The 16087-nt window shown below is 71.4% G+C and carries 15 protein-coding genes; 9 read left to right on the forward strand and 6 right to left on the reverse strand.

The window, feature by feature from the left end:
• Positions 1-14: 14 nt before the first annotated feature.
• Positions 15-536, reverse strand: coding sequence for a DUF3558 family protein (locus tag ABD987_RS42335; RefSeq protein WP_345408249.1), 522 nt, complete (start codon positions 534-536; stop codon positions 15-17).
• 127 nt (positions 537-663) lie between these two features.
• On the opposite strand from ABD987_RS42335, the gene ABD987_RS42340 reads away from it, so the two are divergent.
• Genes ABD987_RS42340 through ABD987_RS42350 form a run of 3 tightly spaced genes read left to right on the forward strand, consistent with a single transcriptional unit; the run spans position 664 to position 2391 of the window.
• Positions 664-945 carry a hypothetical protein gene (locus ABD987_RS42340; RefSeq protein WP_345408250.1) on the forward strand — a complete coding sequence of 94 codons (282 nt, stop codon included), beginning with the start codon at positions 664-666 and terminating at the stop codon, positions 943-945.
• A gap of 1 nt (position 946) precedes the next feature.
• On the forward strand, positions 947-1849 hold the full coding sequence (locus ABD987_RS42345; RefSeq protein ID WP_345408251.1) for a hypothetical protein: 903 nt from the start codon (positions 947-949) through the stop codon (positions 1847-1849).
• Positions 1850-1881: 32 nt separating this feature from the next.
• A complete protein-coding gene (locus ABD987_RS42350; protein ID WP_345408252.1) occupies positions 1882-2391 on the forward strand; it encodes a hypothetical protein in 510 nt (169 codons plus the stop codon).
• A gap of 495 nt (positions 2392-2886) precedes the next feature.
• On the opposite strand, the gene ABD987_RS42355 is transcribed toward ABD987_RS42350, so the two are convergent.
• The 5 genes from ABD987_RS42355 to cbiE all read right to left on the reverse strand — a co-directional run bounded on the left by ABD987_RS42355 (position 2887) and on the right by cbiE (position 9368).
• The gene (locus tag ABD987_RS42355) at positions 2887-5982 is read right to left on the reverse strand and encodes an arabinosyltransferase domain-containing protein (RefSeq protein ID WP_345408254.1); all 3096 of its coding nucleotides are present in this window, start codon (positions 5980-5982) and stop codon (positions 2887-2889) included.
• 32 nt (positions 5983-6014) lie between these two features.
• Positions 6015-6665 (reverse strand): 5,6-dimethylbenzimidazole synthase, encoded by a 651-nt coding sequence (gene bluB / locus ABD987_RS42360; protein ID WP_345408256.1) that lies wholly within the window; start codon positions 6663-6665, stop codon positions 6015-6017.
• On the reverse strand, positions 6662-7384 hold the full coding sequence (locus tag ABD987_RS42365; RefSeq protein WP_345408278.1) for a cobalt-precorrin-6A reductase: 723 nt from the start codon (positions 7382-7384) through the stop codon (positions 6662-6664). The genes bluB and ABD987_RS42365 overlap by 4 nt, the downstream gene beginning before the upstream one ends.
• A 71-nt stretch (positions 7385-7455) precedes the next feature.
• Positions 7456-8217: a precorrin-4 C(11)-methyltransferase gene (gene cobM / locus ABD987_RS42370; RefSeq protein ID WP_345408258.1), complete on the reverse strand. Its 762-nt coding sequence runs from the start codon at positions 8215-8217 to the stop codon at positions 7456-7458.
• Positions 8214-9368, reverse strand: a complete 1155-nt coding sequence (cbiE, locus tag ABD987_RS42375; RefSeq protein ID WP_345408260.1) for a precorrin-6y C5,15-methyltransferase (decarboxylating) subunit CbiE — start codon at positions 9366-9368, stop codon at positions 8214-8216. The genes cobM and cbiE overlap by 4 nt, the downstream gene beginning before the upstream one ends.
• Before the next feature lie 131 nt (positions 9369-9499).
• On the opposite strand from cbiE, the gene ABD987_RS42380 reads away from it, so the two are divergent.
• The 6 genes from ABD987_RS42380 to ABD987_RS42405 all read left to right on the forward strand — a co-directional run.
• Complete coding sequence (locus ABD987_RS42380) at positions 9500-11497, forward strand: putative cobaltochelatase (RefSeq protein WP_345408262.1); 1998 nt, start codon at positions 9500-9502, stop codon at positions 11495-11497.
• Positions 11497-12111, forward strand: a complete 615-nt coding sequence (gene cobO, locus ABD987_RS42385) for a cob(I)yrinic acid a,c-diamide adenosyltransferase (protein ID WP_345408264.1) — start codon at positions 11497-11499, stop codon at positions 12109-12111. Before ABD987_RS42380 ends, cobO begins: the two co-directional genes overlap by 1 nt.
• Positions 12105-13457: a cobyrinic acid a,c-diamide synthase CobB gene (locus tag ABD987_RS42390; RefSeq protein ID WP_345408266.1), complete on the forward strand. Its 1353-nt coding sequence runs from the start codon at positions 12105-12107 to the stop codon at positions 13455-13457. The genes cobO and ABD987_RS42390 overlap by 7 nt, the downstream gene beginning before the upstream one ends.
• The gene (gene cobC / locus ABD987_RS42395) at positions 13450-14499 is read left to right on the forward strand and encodes an Rv2231c family histidinol phosphate aminotransferase CobC (RefSeq protein WP_345408268.1); all 1050 of its coding nucleotides are present in this window, start codon (positions 13450-13452) and stop codon (positions 14497-14499) included. Before ABD987_RS42390 ends, cobC begins: the two co-directional genes overlap by 8 nt.
• A 280-nt stretch (positions 14500-14779) precedes the next feature.
• Positions 14780-15775, forward strand: a complete 996-nt coding sequence (locus tag ABD987_RS42400) for a hypothetical protein (protein WP_345408270.1) — start codon at positions 14780-14782, stop codon at positions 15773-15775.
• Positions 15776-15841: 66 nt separating this feature from the next.
• Positions 15842-16087, forward strand: a 246-nt coding sequence (locus ABD987_RS42405) for a hypothetical protein (protein ID WP_345408272.1), incomplete at its 3' end; no start/stop codon positions are given.

The following is a 16087-nucleotide window of genomic DNA, read 5'->3' on the forward strand; positions in this document are numbered from 1 at the left end:
CGAACGGGTAGTCGTCAGGAGGACGGCAGTCGCGAAAGCGCGGTGTGGGCGAGCCCCTTCGCCACCGCGCAGAGATCGGGGTTTTCGATGGCCCGGACGGTGATGGCGAGGGTGTCCGGGCCGTCGCCCAGCCGCACGTAGAGCGCGCACTGCGGCGGCTTTTTCTGCGCGGAGTCGCCGAGCAGCGCGGTGTGGCCCTCGAAGGTGGTCGCGACGCCCTGCCCGACCGGGAACACCGTCAGGACGCGGACGCCGACCAGGCCGCCGCCGGGTTCGCCGTAGCCGCAGCTCGCCGGCGGCTTGGTGGTGGTCTCGTCCCTGGTCAGCGGTTTCCCGGTGGCCGACTGGATCTCCTGCTGGGTCACCAGTGTGGTGCAGTCCGGGGTGGACCCGGGACTCGCCGGGGCGCTCGGCGAGGACGGCGGCGCGGAGGCGCTCGGGGTGCCGGCCGGGTCCGGGCTTCCCGAGCAGGAGGCACACAGAAACAGTGCCGAGCTCAGTAGTCCGGCGGTGAACACACGATCGGCCCTCGGCATGCCGGGATGCTAACAGCCGACGCCACCCGGCGCCGGAGTTCGAGTTGACACCGTATTTCCGCGTGCACATACTGCGCCGCAAGGGTGTGGCCGACAGGGGGTTCACGTGAAAAGTCATGTTACGCGGATGTACGAGTTCGGCGTTTATCTCACCGCTGTCGCGGACGACTTTTCCACCGTGCAGTCCTACATCAGAGACGAGCCGACCAACAAATCCGGATTCACCGGACTGCTCGAGCCGCTGCAGGCGGCGATGGATCTGCTCAACAGTGTGTGCGTCGAAGTGAACAAGCAGTTCGACGAGAAAATGTGCGGTCTGGCCATGGGCGTGCAGACCGGGGCGCACGCCTACGGCGAAGTCGACTACCAGGCGGCCGGAACGGTCACCGCCGCGGGTGGTGGTTCCTGACATGGCCACCGCCTACGACAGCACACCGAACGTCTACGGCGACTGGAAAGACGTCGAAGCCATCAACCCCAAGGTGCCCGAGGTGGCGACCACGCACCTCGGCGACGTGGTCAGCGGGAACTACCCGATCGCGGGCGCGGTCAACTGGATCTACCAGCACATCGTCGGGCCGATGGTCGGGACCGGTGACAAGGACCTGTTCGATCTGCTGATCAAACCGCTGACCGGTGATTTCAACCGGATCAGGGCCAACGGCGACGCCTGGGCGACCACCGGTGACATGTACTGGACGATCGCCGGGAACCTCGGCCAGAACAGCGCGAAACTCGTCGAGACCGACTGGCAGGGCGAAGCGGCGGACGCGTTCAACGGGCTTGTCCAAAGTGTCTGGACGGGCGCGCTCTATGTCGCGGAACAGTGCTGCAAGTGGATGAAGAAGGGATTCGACAAGCTCGCGGACGTCTCGATCAAACTCGCCACCCGCGGCGTCCAGCTGCTGGAGAAGATCTTCGATCTGCTGGGAAAACTGGCCAAGAAGGTGATTCCCGGCTGGGGACAGCTGTGGTCGATCTTCGACTGGGTCGCGAGCGGTTTCGAGGACACGCCCTACGTGCACGAGGCGCTGGAAATCGTCGACCTCATCCAGACCGTGATCGGGCTGTACGACTCGCTCAAGAAGCTCGTCCAGGGCATTGAGGGCTACCTGAAGAACATCGACACGATCAAGGACGCCATCGGCAAGGTGCCCGAGGTGAACAACACCCACGACGCGGTGCAGCTGGGCAGGCAGTTCCGGGATTCCAAAAAGGACATGGACGAGAAGCGGAAGCAGGTCGACGACTCCGCCAAGGACATCGACAAGAAGCTCGGCGATCTCGACCAGTACGGCCACCAGGCCCAGTAGCCGGACGGGCCCGCCGCGAGGAAAGGGAGACCATGGCACAGCTGCCGAACTGGGCGCTGAACTGGAAGACCGACGACATGGTCGCCGCCGAGCAGACGCTCGACGACGCCGCGGACCAGGCCGAAACGGCGATGGCGGAAGCCGACCGGACCCTCTACGAGGTCGAGTCGAACGAACGGCCGGTGTCGCCGGAGGAAGCCGAAATGATGAAGCGGTACGCGTCGAGCGACAAGGCGCCGCCGGAATGGCGGGAGCTGGCGCGGCGCGTCGAACGCGGCGAGTTCGGCTGGGCCGACTACCTGCGGGGCGATCTCGACCGTGACCCCGGGGTCGTCGCCGCCATGGACGCCTCCGTCCGCCAGGCGGACGAGATCGAGGCGGGCGGGGCCGGAACGCCACCCAGCCCGGCGGATCCGGCGGCCCCGGGAGGCCGGGCCGCGCCGCCGCGTCCGGAACGTCCGGAACGTCCGGAACGTTCGGGGCGGCACCGTCGTGACGACGACGAGGAAGAGGACTTCTCCGAGCGCGACTGGTTCTCCTGAGCCGCTCCGCTCTCAAGGTGGCTCAAACGCCCCCATGAGGTTTTCTCACTGGGAGTGGTGGGTTGTGGGGCCGGGTTGTGCTGAAGGACGCCTTCGGTGCGCTCAGCGCACTGAAGGCGTCCTTCAGCGCGGCCAACGCACTGAAGGCGTCCTTCAGCACCCTGCTCACCCCCACGAAAGGCCACCAGCATCGCTCACCGTCCCCCAACGCTCCGGTCGGGACCCGGGCTTCAGCTGAGGCGGTGTCACGAATGCGACATTCGTGACACTGAACGTCGCCAATGCGACATTCGCGGACACCAGCACAACCCCAACTCCTGCCGAGAAACCCCAATGTGGCATTGGGTGCGCTCAACGCACCGAACGCCACATTGGGGCGCACGACGGCGGCACCACGCGATGCTGTCCACAAAGGACGGAGGTGCCGTCAAGGCCACCTTACGGCGTCTGACGCCCGCAAGGTGGCCTTGACGGCACGACCGAGGAGAAGCAGGACTACCGCGTCGGGTCCTTGCCGTTGGGCTGGCGCGGTCCCGGCCCCGGTGACCACCAGCCGGGCACGACCTTCTCGCCGTGCCGGACCGTCGGCGCGATGCCCTCGGAGAACGGTTCGATCTGCAGCAGCTGACCCCACGACTGGTAGGGCTGCCCGATCAGGTAACTCGGCACCTCTGGCTCGTCGGCGACCTCTTCGAGCCAGCCGGTCGGCCCGCCGTTCGGGCTGCCCGCCCAGCCCGCCTCGTCGGCGAGCTGGCCGGGGGTGATCCGGTAGGCGGGCATCGCGGAGATCCCGTCGTGCGAGGTCACCGGCTGCACGCAGGGGTAGACGAACGACGCGGGCCAGTCGACGTACACCGGCTTGTCACCGATCTTGTCGGTGAGCGTGGTGAACGTCGGGACACGCGGGGCCGACGCGGCGATCCAGCCGTCCTCGGTGAGGTCGTTGTCGACGATGTTGATCCGCACCGCGTTCGTCTGGGGCGGCAGGTCGCGCAGGTTGATGCGGGTGTCGTTCCAGCCGCCGGTGCCCGCGCCGGGCGGCAGCACGAACTGACTGCGCAGGATCTTGACGCCGTCGGCGGTGCTGACGCCGTAGTCGAGGCTCACCGACGTCGGCCGCTTCGCGGTGCCCGCGGTGGCGACGACGATCTGCCCGTCGGCGGGCTTCTCGGCGAGCGCGTACCAGTCGCTGCGCAGCCGTCCGGCCCTGGTCTCCGGGTCGAGGTAGCTTGACCACATCGGCACCGTGCCGACGGTGAACCCGTGCGGCGGCTGGGCGAGCGGGTCCTTGTCGTCGATCGGGCGGGTGTGGAACCCGGTCTGCACCCGGCCGTTGTCCTCCTCCGGCGGCGGCAGCGGCGAGTTCGGCGGCGGGGTGGTCGCCTTCGGTGGCACGGTCCGCTGCTCGGGTTGCGGGTGCAGGATGCTCGTGGCCGCGTCGCGCTCCACCATGACGTGGTCGGAGAGGCCGCAGCTCTTGCCGAACAGGTGCCCGATGTTGGCCGCGCCGAGGCTGTAGCTGCCCGCCTGGTTGTGGATCGCCCACGCCATCGTGACGAACTCGCCGCCGGCGACGAGACCACAGACCACCACGAGCGACAGCGAGCCCAGCTTCAGCGCCCGCCCGCGTCTTTCCGGCAGCCCGACCGGCGCGCCCGGCCGGTGCGCGCGGACGTTCCCGACGAACGCGTACACCCCGGCGATCGCGGCCGCGACCAGCAGGATCGTGGACAGCGGGATGCCGCCGATCGACGGCGCGACACTGGTCCACTGCACCCCGAGGCGCGAGACGAACCAGTAGGTGTTCGGGCCGGTCGCGGCGAGCGCGCCGACCACGAGCAGCCCGGCGAGGAAGGCCGCGCGGTTGCGTTTCGACCGCAGCACGGTGGAGCTGGTCGCGAGCGCGGTCAGCGCCGCCATGGACGCGCCGACCGCGGCGAACGCGCCGAAGTGGTGGGTCCACTTGGTCGGGGTCAGCGCCAGCAGCAGGAAGAACAGCGCCGTGGTGCCGATCAGCCGCCGCGCGGGCCCGAGCGACGCGCCGGGGATCCGCCCGCGCCGCAGCAGCACGACCAGGCAGGTCACCGTGCACAGCAGGACCAGCAGCACGGGGAACCGGCGCGGCGCCGAGCCGTCCGGCAGGCTCTCGAACAGCAGCTGGTAGCGCGCGAACTCCTGGAACCACGAGAGGTTCGGCCCGACCTGCGCCCGCAGCCGCGTCGCCTCCTGCACGGTGGCGAAGGTCTGGTCCGCGAACATCACCACGAGCACCAGGAACCCGGCGGCGGCGACCGGCGCGAGCACCGTCGTCCAGCCGTTCTCCGCGCGCTGGCGCAGCAGCTTGAACAGCGGTCGCGCGGCGACCAGGAACGGCGCGACGGCGATCAGCCCGGTCGGCGTCGCGGCCAGGGTGAACGCGGCCGCGGCCAGCCCGAGGCACAGCGGCAGCAGCCGTCTGGTGACCAGTGCGCGCTCGACCGCGCAGATCGCGAGCAGCGAGCCCAGCGCCGCCACCGGTTCCGGCCGGACGCCGTTGTTGTAGGGCATCCACCAGACCAGGAACACCGCGGCCGCCGCCCAGCCCGCCGCCCGGCTCGTCCGGACCTGGGTGCCCAGGCGGGGCATCACCTCGCGGCTGATCAGCATCCAGGACAGGCAGCCGAGCAGGAACGAGGGCAGCCGGATCCACGGTGGCACCGTGGACACGTGCGTCATCAGCTCGTAGACGTGGTAGAACCAGCCGAACGGCGCCTCCGCGACGCCGAACCAGCGGTGGTAGTTGGTGAGGAACCCGGTCTGCTCGGTGACCCTGGCCATCGTGAGGATGTAGCCGTCGTCCGAGGTCACCGGCCCGATGAAGACCCACGCGCCGAGCGCGCCGAACACCGTCGCGTCGCGGGCGGTCAGCCGCCACCAGCCGACCGGCGCCCAGCGGGGCGCGCGGCGCGCGAAGCCGGAGTCGAGCCGCCAGATCGCGATCATGCAGCCGATCATGGCCAGCACCGCGACGATCCCGACGACGGTCTTCAGCGCGGTGGGCGAGGTCTGGTACCGCGTGTCCGGGACGACCGAGACGTGCAGGCCGGCGATCGGATCGCGGCCGGAGTTGATCGAGGAGTAGATGCCGACCACGCGCGGGCGGACGTCGCCGCCGGTGTGGAACACCGGCGTGCCCGCGACGGACACGGTCATCTGCGTCGCGTCCGAGCGCACCGCGACGTCGCAGCCCTTCGGGGGCAGCGGCTGCTGCACGATCTGCTGGCCCTGGCTGGACACCAGCAGCACGCCGTTGTCCACCCGGACCTGCATGCCGACGCCCTTGCCCGCGCGCGGGTCGGTGCGCCCGTCCGGCACGGTGGCGAACAGCAGCGCGGGGCCGTTGACGCGCTTGTCCAGCGACTGGATGGTGGCGCACGGCAGCGCGACACTCATGTCCTCGGCCCAGTACCCGGTCAAGGGCGCGTTGACGGAGCGGGTGTCGTCGCCCGTCGGCCAGACGACCTCCGCGGTGTCCTGCACCACGGGCAGGAAGGGGAAAGCCAACGCGCACAAGGCGGAGAGCAACCCCAGCGTCACAGCGATCAACCGCATCGGCGCAACGCTAATAGGTGTGATCGGCCGTGTTACGCCGACCCCGGGTCACCGACGGTGAAACGCTCGTGGTGTAAAGCCGCCGTCAGGGGCCTGCGGGCGCGCCAGCCGTGCCGTTCGAGGTCGGGGACCTCGGCGAGCGCGGTGACCGGCCCGAGGCACAGCCAGGCGACCGGGCGGATGCCGGCGGGGACGCCGAGCAGCTCGGCGAGGAAGGGTTCGCGGTAGAAGCTGACCCAGCCGACGCCGAGTCCCTCCGCGGTGGCGGCGAGCCACAGGTTCTGGATCGCGAGGCACACCGAGTACAGCCCGGCGTCGGCGATGGCGTGCCTGCCCAGCACGTCCGGCGCCCCGCGCGCCGGGTCGTAGGTGACCACGACGCCGAGCGTGGCGTCGAGGACGCCTTCGACCTTGATCTTCTCGAACGCCCCGGCGCGGTCCGCGGTGAGGGAGGCCGCGAAGACCTCGCGCTCGTCGTGGACGTGCTTCGCGAACTTCTCGCGGGTCACGACGTCCCGGACCAGCACGAAGTCCCACGGCTGGCTGAGCCCGACGCTGGGGGCGGCGTGCGCGGCGGAGAGGATCCGGTACAGGACCTCGTCCGCGATCGGGGCCCCGGTGAACTCGCCGCGGACGTCCCGGCGGCGGTACAACGTCTCGTAGAAGGCTGGTACATCGCTCATCGGTTCAGCACCCATTCGACGGCTTCTCCCACGGTGCCGACGGTCTCGGCCTCCGGGCGCGGCGGCCTGCGGACCACCACCACGGGCAGTCCGAGTTCCCGCGCCGCGCGGAGTTTCGCATCGGTGTGCGTGCCGCCGCTGTCCTTGGTGACCAGTACCTCGATCCGGTGATCCCGCAGCAACGACCGTTCGGAGTCCACTGTGTACGGTCCGCGATCGAGCAGGATCTCGTGCGCGCGCGGCAGCGGCGGCCCCGGCGGGTCGACGCAGCGGATCAGGAACCACAGCGCGTCCAGCCCGGCGAACGCCGCGAGGCCCTGTCTCCCGCTGGTCAGGAACACGCGGCGGCCGAGCGCGGGCAGCCGCGCGGCGGCGTCGCCGAGGTCGTCCACCCAGTGCCAGACGTCGCCGGGCTCCGGTTGCCAGCCCGGACGCGCGAGCCGCAGCAGCGGGACGCCGGCGCGTCGCGTGGCCTCGGCGGCGTTCGCGCCGATGCGCTCGGCGAAGGGGTGCGTCGCGTCCACCACGGCGCCGGTGTCGTGCTCGGCCAGCCAGCGCGCGAGCCCGTCGACGCCGCCGAACCCGCCGACGCGGACCTCGCCCTCGGGCAGCCGGGGCCGCGCCACTCGCCCGGCCAGCGAGGACACCACCCGCACGCCCCGCGCCACCAGCTCACCGGCCAGCTCCCGAGCCTCCGCCGTCCCGCCCAGGATCAACAGCGGCCTCTGAAGGCCACCTTGAGGGAACTCAAGTCCCTCAAGGTGGCCTTCAGAGGCCTTCGACGGGTTGGTCACAGCGAGTCCGGTTGGGAAGTACGGTCCCGGGTGGCGGAGTAGAGGAAGCTGTCCGGGAAGCCCTCCGCGGCGAGCACCCGGCCGATGAAGATCGTCGCCGCGCGCGTCATCCCGGCCGCGCGTGCCTGCCCGGCGATGTCGGACAACGTCCCGCGCACGACGGTCTCGCCGGGTTGACTGGCCAGCGCGACCACCGCCGCCGGGCAGTCCGCGCCGTAGTGCGGGACCAGTTCCGCGCACACCCGCTCGATGTGGTTGATCGCCAGGTGCAGCGCCAGCGTCGCCCCGCTGACCGCGAAGTTCGCCAGCGTCTCGTCAGGGGGCATCGACGTCGACCGCGCCTGCGCCCGGGTGATGACCAGGCTCTGCCCGACCTCGGGCACGGTCAGCTCGCGGCCGAGCACCGCGGCCGACGCCGCGAACGCGGGCACCCCCGGCACCATCGCGTATGGCACCCCGGCGTCGTCGAGACGGCGCATCTGCTCCGCGACGGCGCTGTAGAGCGACGGATCGCCCGAGCACAGCCGCGCGACGTCGTGGCCGCCTTCGTGCGCCGAGACCATTCGCGCGACGATCTCGTCCAGCGACAGGTTCGCCGTGTCGATGAGCACCGCCTCCGGAGAGCAGTACTCCAGCAGGTCGGGTGGCGTCATGCTGCCGGGGTAGAGGCAGACGTCGCAGCGGCCGAGCAGATCGCGCCCGCGCACGGTGATGAGGTCCGCGGCGCCCGGTCCGGCGCCGATGAAGTGCACCGTCATGACGTCTTGCACCACTGGGTCACGGTCCGCGAGGGTGTCCACCCGTCGAACCGGCCGAGCGGCTCGATGTGCTGGACCGAGATCCGGGTCAGGTCGCCGCCGTAGCGCCGGTGCGCGTCGGCCAGGATGTACTCGCCCTGCAGGGTCACCGCGTGCGCGACGACCCGCGAAGCGTTCTCGACGCAGCCGGTGATCAGGTCGGGGTGGGTCAGCGCGCCGCCGATGAAGATCGCGTCCGGCGTGGGCAGCTTGACCAGCGCGTCGGGGATCATGCCGCAGACCACCCGCAGTTCGGGGACGCCGAGCTTGTAGGCGTTGCGCTCGATGCGGTCGGCCCGCGAGCTGACGCCCTCGATCGCGATCGCGCGGTTCAGCGGGTGCATGCGCGACCACTCGATCGCGATGCTGCCCGCGCCGGCGCCGACGTCCCACAGCAGCTCGCCGGGCGAGGGCGCGAGCCGGGCCAGCGCGGAGATCCGCAGGTCCCGTTTGGTGAGCTGGCCGTCGTGCTCATAGGCGTCGTCCGGCAGGCCGATCAGCGGGAGCGCCTTGCCGACGCACTCGATCGCGAACACCGCGAGCGGACCGGGATCGTGCTCCCAGCCGTCGGAGACCAGCTCGTCCGGCGCGCCGAGGTTTTCCAGCACGGTCAGCTTGCTCTTCGCGAACTTGCGCGACCGCAGCAGTTTCCGCAGCGCGGGCGCCTTCGCACCGAGGACCAGGACCTTCCGCCCCGGCGTCAGCGCCCGGCCGACGCGCTCGATGTCACGCCCCACCACCGAAACCACCTCGGTCCGCTCGGCGGACCAGCCGAGCCGCGCGCGGGCCAGCGTCACCGAGGACAGCGACGGCAGGATCTCGACCTCGTAGCCTCGGTCGAGCAGCGTGCTACCGATGCCCGACAGCAGCGGGTCCCCGCTGGCGAGTACGCAGATCCGCCGGTCGGAATACTTGGCGAGGAAGCCGTCGAGCTTGTTCAGCAGCCGGGCGGGCCACTCGACGGTCGGTGTCCCGTCCGGCAGCAGGGCCAGCTGCCGGGCCCCGCCGATGACGACGTCGGCGGCGAGGACGGCCGCCCTGGCCTGCTCGGACAGTCCGGCCCAGCCGTCGGCGCCGATACCGACCACGGGGAAGGGTGATTTTTCGCGCACGGTGACCCACCCTAGGTGAGCCCGCGCAACGCAATGTCGCGGCTGCCACAGCGAGCACGAACAACGGCCGCGGCGAGCACAGCTTGTGCGATGATCGGCCGGAAGTCCGCCCGGAGCCGCGAGGAGCGCTGTTGAAGCCGTACCCGTTCACCGCCGTCGTCGGAATGCCGGACCTGCGCCTGGCGCTGGTGCTGTCCTCGATTTCGCCCGCCGTCGGCGGAGTGCTGGTGCGCGGCGAGAAGGGCACCGCGAAGTCGACCATGGTGCGCGCGCTCGCCGGGCTGCTGCCGAGCGTCGACGTCGTGGACGGCTGTCGTTTCTCCTGCGACCCGGAATCACCCGATCCGGGGTGCCCGGACGGCCCGCACGAGGGCGCCGCCGCGGCGCACCGCAGGCCCGCCCGGCTGGTCGAGCTGCCGGTCGGCGCGGCGGAGGACCGCGTCATCGGCTCGCTGAACCTGGAGCGCGCGCTCGCCGAGGGCGTCACCGACTACCAGCCGGGCCTGCTGGCCGCGGCGCACCGAGGGCTGCTCTACGTCGACGAGGTCAACCTCCTGCACGATCACCTGGTCGACGCGCTGCTCGACGCCGCCGCGATGGGCCGCGCCACCGTCGAGCGCGAGGGCGTTTCGGTGTCGCACGCGGCGCGGTTCGTGCTGATCGGCACGATGAATCCGGAGGAGGGCGAGCTGCGCCCGCAGCTGCTCGACCGGTTCGGGCTCACCGTCGAGGTCGCCTCCAGCCGCGACCCGGAGCAGCGTGTCCAGGTCGTCCGGCGGCGGCTGGCGTACGAGGCGGATCCGGACGGTTTCGCCGCCGAGTACGCCGCGTCCGACGCGGAACTCGCCGAGGACATCCAAGCGGCGCAACGGCTTCTGCCCTCGGTGAAGCTTCCGGACGACGCGCTGCGGCAGATCGCCGAGGTGTGCGCGTCGTTCGAGGTCGACGGGATGCGCGCGGACATCGTGACCGCGCGCACCGCCGTCGCACACGCCGCGTGGGCCGGCCGGGACGAGGTGTCCACAGAGGACATCCGGGTGGCGGCGCGGCTCGCGCTGCCGCACCGCCGCCGCCGGAATCCCTTCGACGCGCCGGGAATCTCGGAGGAGCAGCTCGACCAGGCGCTCCAGGACGCGCAGCCGGACGAGCCAGGGCCACCGGAAGGCCCGGACGACGGTCCCGACGGGCCGGACGACGACGGCCCGGGGTCCGGTTCGACGCCGCCGCCCTCCGCCGAGGGCGGCCCCGGTGGCGAGCCGCGGCAGGGCGACCCGGGCGGACAGCCCGGCGGCGACCGGCGGCACGGCATGGTCGAACGCGCCGGAAAGGCTTTCCGCGCAAGGGCTTTCGAGGTCAAGGGGACCGGCGAGGGGGAGCGCGGCCGGCGTTCACGGGCCATCACCGACAACGGCAGGACGATCGGCGTGCAGCCCTCGAGCGTGCGTGAGGGGCGCCCGCACCTGGTCGCGACCGTGCGCGCGGCGGCGCCGCACCAGCGGGCGCGGGGTCGCGACGGCGGCGGGCTGCGGGTGCGGAAACCGGACCTGCGGTTCGCGCGGCGCGAGGGCAGGGAAGGCAATCTCGTGCTGTTCTGCGTCGACGCGTCCGGTTCGATGGGCGCCCGCGCGCGCATGCGCGAGGTCAAGACCGCGGTGCTTTCCCTGCTGCTGGACGCCTATCAGCGCCGGGACAAGGTCGGCCTGGTGACCTTCCGCGGTACCGGCGCGGAACTCGCGCTGCCGCCCACCATCAGCGTCGACGCGGCGGCGTCCCGGCTGGACGAACTCCCGACCGGCGGCCGCACCCCGCTCGCCGAAGGACTCATGGAGGCCGCGCGGGTGCTACGGGTCGAGGGGATCCGCGACCCCCGCCGCCGTCCGTTGCTGATCGTGGTCACCGACGGGCGCGCCACCAGCGGCGCCGACGCCGTCGCGCGGGCGCGGGCGGCGGCCGGGCTGCTCGACGGCGTCACCTCGGTCGTGATGGACTGCGAGAGCGGCAAGATGCGCCTCGGGCTCGCCGCGGACCTGGCGACCCACCTCGGCGCCGACCACGTCCCGCTCACCGAGGTCGCCGCCGACGCGCTCACCGGCGTGGTGCGCGCCCGCACGTCCGGGAGGGCCGCCTGATGCCGCAGGGAAAACCCGCCGTCGTCCCGAAGGACGGTCTCACCACCCGGCAGCGCCGGAACCGGCCGTTGCTGGCCGTGCACACCGGTGAGATGAAGGGGAAGTCGACCGCGGCCTTCGGGATGGCGCTGCGGGCGTGGAACCAGGGCTGGTCGATCGGCGTGTTCCAGTTCGTGAAGTCGGCGAAATGGCGCGTCGGCGAGGAAGCCGCGTTCCGCGCGCTCGGGAAGCTGCACGAGGACACCGGCCAGGGCGGGCCGGTGGAGTGGCACAAGATGGGCGAGGGCTGGAGCTGGGCGCGCAAGTCCGGCAGCGAGGAGGACCACGCCGAGAACGCGCGGGAGGGCTGGGCGGAGATCAAACGCCGCCTCGCCGCGGAAACACACGACTTCTACGTGCTCGACGAGTTCAGCTATCTGCTCAAGTGGGGCTGGCTCGAAGCCGAGGACGTGGTGTCCACTTTGGCCGGTCGGCCCGGCCACCAGCACGTCGTGATCACCGGCCGGTACGCGCCGCCGGAACTGGTCGAGGCCGCCGATCTGGTGGCCGAGATGACCAAGGTCAAGCACCCGATGGACGCCGGGCAAAAGGGCCAGCGAGGGATCGAATGGTAGCGAGGGTGGTCATCGCCGCGCCCGGGTCCGGGCACGGCAAGACCACGGTCGCGGCGGGCCTGATGGCGGCCCTGCGCGCGGCGGGGCATCGGGTGTCCGGGCACAAGGTCGGCCCGGACTTCATCGACCCCGGCTACCACGCGCTGGCCACCGGCCGCCCCGCCCGGAACCTCGACCCCTTCCTCCAGGGCGAAGGACAGCTGGTTCCCTTGCTGCGGCACGGTTCCGCTGGTGCGGACCTCGCCGTCATCGAAGGGGTCATGGGCCTGTTCGACGGCGCGCTCGGCACCGAGGGCTACGCGTCGACGGCGCATGTCGCGCGCCTGATCGACGCGCCGGTGGTGCTCGTCGTCGACGCCTCGGCGGCGAGCCGCAGCGTGGCCGCGACGGTGCTGGGTTTCGCGAACTACGACACCCGCGTCCGGCTCGCCGGGGTGATCCTCAACAAGCTGGGCTCGCAGCGGCACGAGGACGAGATCGTCACCGCGCTGGAGGCGACCGGTGTCCCGCTGCTGGGTGCGTTGCGCCGCGACGACTCCATCCACGCGCCGAGCCGTCACCTCGGCCTGGTCCCCGCCGCCGAGCGGGCCGCCGAGTCCCGGCGGCTGCTGCCCGAGCTGGCGGAGTGGATCTCCGGCGGAGTCGACCTCGACGCCGTGGTCCGGGTGGCCCGCCGCGCGCCCGCGCTGACCGGCGCGCCGTGGGATCCCGGCCCGGCGTACGAGGGCCCGCGCGCCACGGTGGCCGCGGCCGCCGGGCCCGCGTTCACCTTCCGCTACACCGAGAACGTCGAGCTGCTCGCCGCGCGCGGGATCGACGTCGTCGACGTGGATCCCTTGCGGGACAATGAACTGCCGCCGGGCTGCGCCGGGCTGTACTTCGGTGGCGGTTTTCCCGAGGTGCACGCCGCCGGTTTGTCGTCCAATGTGGACCTGCGCACCGCGGTCGCCGTCGCGATCGCCGCGGGCATGCCGGTGAGCGCGGAATGCGCGGGCCTGCTGTACCTGTGCCGTTCGCTGGACGGCCTGCCGATGGTGGGCGCGCTCGACGCGGAGGCGGCCATGACGAAGCGGGGGAAGCTCGGTTACCGCAGGGCGGTCGCGGTCGCGGACAACGTCCTTTCCGTTGCCGGGCAGCGGGTCACCGGTCACGAGTTCCATCGCACCGAGATCACGCCCGCGCACGGGAAAACCGCGGCGTGGGGCTGGGATCGCACGCTGGACGGCTTCGCGTCGCCGAGTCTGCACGCCTCGTACCTGCACGTCCACTGGGCCGGGTACCCGGCGCTGGCGGACCGCTTCGCCGAGCGCGTCCGCGCGCACGCACCGGTCGCGAGCCATGACTGACGCGCTCTCGGCGGGAGTGAGTAGCTCGGGCTATGACCTCCACCATCACGGCGATCGCGAGGTCGGCGAGGGGCTCGTCGACCTCGCGGTGAACGTCCGGCTCCCGGCGCCGCCGCCGTGGCTGCGCGCGGAACTCGGTGCGGCACTGGACAAACTGGCCGCCTACCCCGACGCGTCGGCCGCCACGGAGGCGGTCGCCCGGCGCCACGGCCGCGACCCGGCCGACGTGCTGGTGACCGCGGGCGCGGCGGAGGCGTTCACCCTGCTCGCCTCGGCGCTGCGGCCCCGGCACGCCGTCGTGGTCCACCCGCAGTTCACCGAACCGGAGGCCGCGTTGCGGGCCGTCGGACACGACGTCGACCGGGTCGTTCTGTCCGAAGTGGACGGTTACCGGCTGGATCCGGAAGCGGTTCCCCCGGAAGCGGATCTCGTCTTCGTCGGCAACCCCACGAACCCGACGTCGGTGCTGCACCCGGCCGCCGCGCTGCGCGCGCTGGCCCGGCCCGGCCGGGTGCTCGTGGTGGACGAGGCGTTCCTCGACGCGATCCCGGGTGAGGCGGAAAGTCTTGCCGGGGAACGGATTCCGGGTGTCGTGGTGCTGCGCAGCCTGACCAAGACGTGGGGTCTCGCCGGGCTGCGCGCCGGGTACGTGCTCGGCGAGCCGTCGTCGATCCGCCTGCTGCGCGCGGTCCAGCCACCGTGGGCGGTGTCCACTTTGGCCGGTGTGGCCACGGTCGCCTGCTGCCGTCCCGCCGCGCTGGAGGAAGCGGAGAAACTGGCCGTGGCGGCGGAGGCCGATCGCGAGTACCTGGTGTCCCGGCTCGCCGGTGCCGGGATCGGCGTGCTCGGCGATCCGCGCGGCCCGTTCGTCCTCGTCCGTGTCCCGGACGGGGCCGGCCTCCGGCTTCGGCTGCGCGAGGCCGGTTACGCCGTTCGCCGGGGTGACACCTTCCCCGGGCTGGGGCCGGATCATCTGCGGCTCGCGGTCCGGGACCGGGCCACGACCGACGCGTTTCTCGGGGCTCTCCGCCGCGTTCGCTGATTGCGATTTGGCAACGGTACCGCGTTGCGAAACTCGTAGTTCGTACCTCCGAACGGGTTAATTTATCGCGCCTTCCGTACACCCCATCGTGCAAAGCCGTGAATCGTTACCGGCGTTCCCGATGGCCGACCGGTGACCCTGCGCACCATTGCCCGGCGCTGGCGTTCTCGTTACGGTCCGCTTACCTGAGTCGGGTGGATTACTGGGGAGGGCCTCCGTGCGCAAGCGCGTGGTGATGAGTGCTGTCTGTCTTTCGTTGACCGTAGGTGGCCTGGGGGCGGTGATCACGCCGCCGCCGGTGTTCGCGGCGGGTGTCGTCGGCGTCCAGGACGCGTCCGCGGACAAGCTCTGGGTGCAGTATCTGGCGCGGTTCGATCCGCGTTCCACGGTGCGGATCGGGGCGTGGCAGGCGTTGTTGTCGAGCGCGCCGGACGCGGCGATCGCGCAGTTCGTGGCGACCGGTTTCGACTACGCCGTAAAGCTTTCCCAGGACAAGAAGGCGCGGAACATGGATTTCGCGCGGCGAGTGCTGGCGGCCTACACCGCGGAGTTCGCGCCGGAGGTGCACGCGGCTGCGCAGTTCGCGGTGGACAGCCGGGACGACGCGGATCGGGAGCGGTTCGCCAACGGCGGGTTCGAGGCGGCGAAGAAGCGCGACACCACGGCGCGGGAGGCCAAGGGCGAGCAGGCCAAGGCGCTGGTGGAGGCGGACCGGCAGTTCGTGCGCAACCTCGCGGTCAACGACCCGGGCGCGCAGGTCCGGGTCAGCGCTTCCTACGCCACCCGGGCCGGGGCGACCGACAGCGATCTGGTCGACTTCTTCGCCACGGGCTGGGCTTTCGGTGCCCGGTTGGATCTGGAGGTGTTCCGGCAGCAGGCCGCGGACAACGACACGCGCTGGCGGGCGACGTTGAGCCGGTTGATGGCGGACGCGCAGGCGGCGGAGCAGGCGGCGAAGGACGCGACGAGCGAGGTCGAGAAGGCCAAGGCCGCGGCGGTCGCGGCGTGGAAGGCGGTCGGGGAGCACACCGGTCCGGCGCGGTCGGCCTGGGACGAGGCGCAGGAGCTGGCGCGGAAGCAGGCGGCGAACTGGGCCGCGGTGTACGCGGCCGCGGCGGCGGCGTCGGGGCCGAACTGGGCGGCGATCGCCGGTCCGGCACAGACGAATCAGTCGAGCTGGGATGCCGAGCGGGAGTTCGCGGCGCAGCAGGCGCAGTACTGGAAGTCGTTGCTGCAGCAGGCTTTGGACGGCGAACAGCGCGTCCGCACCAGCTGATTCATCGCAGTTCCTCCGTGATCGGCGACCTGGTCGCCGCCCCCTGTCTTCGTTATGGAGTCGTGCATGAATGCCCTGCGCGTTCGAAGAATCATGGTCGTTTTCCTGGCTTTCGCGGTGTTCGCTGGGCTGATCCAGCCGTCGGCTGTGATGGCCGCGCCGGCCCCGGTTGCTCGTGTGGCTGTGGAGGATCCGGTGTCGCGGCCGATGCCGCCGGATCCGTATCGGGAGTGGGACGGCAGTGTGGGGGTGCCGGATTGGGGTGATCCTCGGTTCCGGCAGATTGTGGTGGATAACGCGGAGTTGGCGGAG

This window comes from Amycolatopsis samaneae (assembly GCF_039541975.1).
GTDB classification, from domain to species: domain Bacteria; phylum Actinomycetota; class Actinomycetes; order Mycobacteriales; family Pseudonocardiaceae; genus Amycolatopsis; species Amycolatopsis samaneae.

Excerpts from the sequence above, each read along its gene's own strand:
- ABD987_RS42355 (WP_345408254.1), bottom strand. The coding sequence starts at position 5,982 with ATGCGGTTGATCGCTGTGACGCTGGGGTTGCTCTCCGCCTTGTGCGCG.
- ABD987_RS42345 (WP_345408251.1), top strand. The coding sequence starts at position 947 with ATGGCCACCGCCTACGACAGCACACCGAACGTCTACGGCGACTGGAAA.
- cobC (WP_345408268.1), top strand. The coding sequence starts at position 13,450 with ATGACTGACGCGCTCTCGGCGGGAGTGAGTAGCTCGGGCTATGACCTC.
- ABD987_RS42390 (WP_345408266.1), top strand. The coding sequence starts at position 12,105 with ATGGTAGCGAGGGTGGTCATCGCCGCGCCCGGGTCCGGGCACGGCAAG.
- ABD987_RS42335 (WP_345408249.1), bottom strand. The coding sequence starts at position 536 with ATGCCGAGGGCCGATCGTGTGTTCACCGCCGGACTACTGAGCTCGGCA.
- cobO (WP_345408264.1), top strand. The coding sequence starts at position 11,497 with ATGCCGCAGGGAAAACCCGCCGTCGTCCCGAAGGACGGTCTCACCACC.
- cobM (WP_345408258.1), bottom strand. The coding sequence starts at position 8,217 with ATGACGGTGCACTTCATCGGCGCCGGACCGGGCGCCGCGGACCTCATC.
- ABD987_RS42340 (WP_345408250.1), top strand. The coding sequence starts at position 664 with ATGTACGAGTTCGGCGTTTATCTCACCGCTGTCGCGGACGACTTTTCC.
- ABD987_RS42350 (WP_345408252.1), top strand. The coding sequence starts at position 1,882 with ATGGCACAGCTGCCGAACTGGGCGCTGAACTGGAAGACCGACGACATG.
- bluB (WP_345408256.1), bottom strand. The coding sequence starts at position 6,665 with ATGAGCGATGTACCAGCCTTCTACGAGACGTTGTACCGCCGCCGGGAC.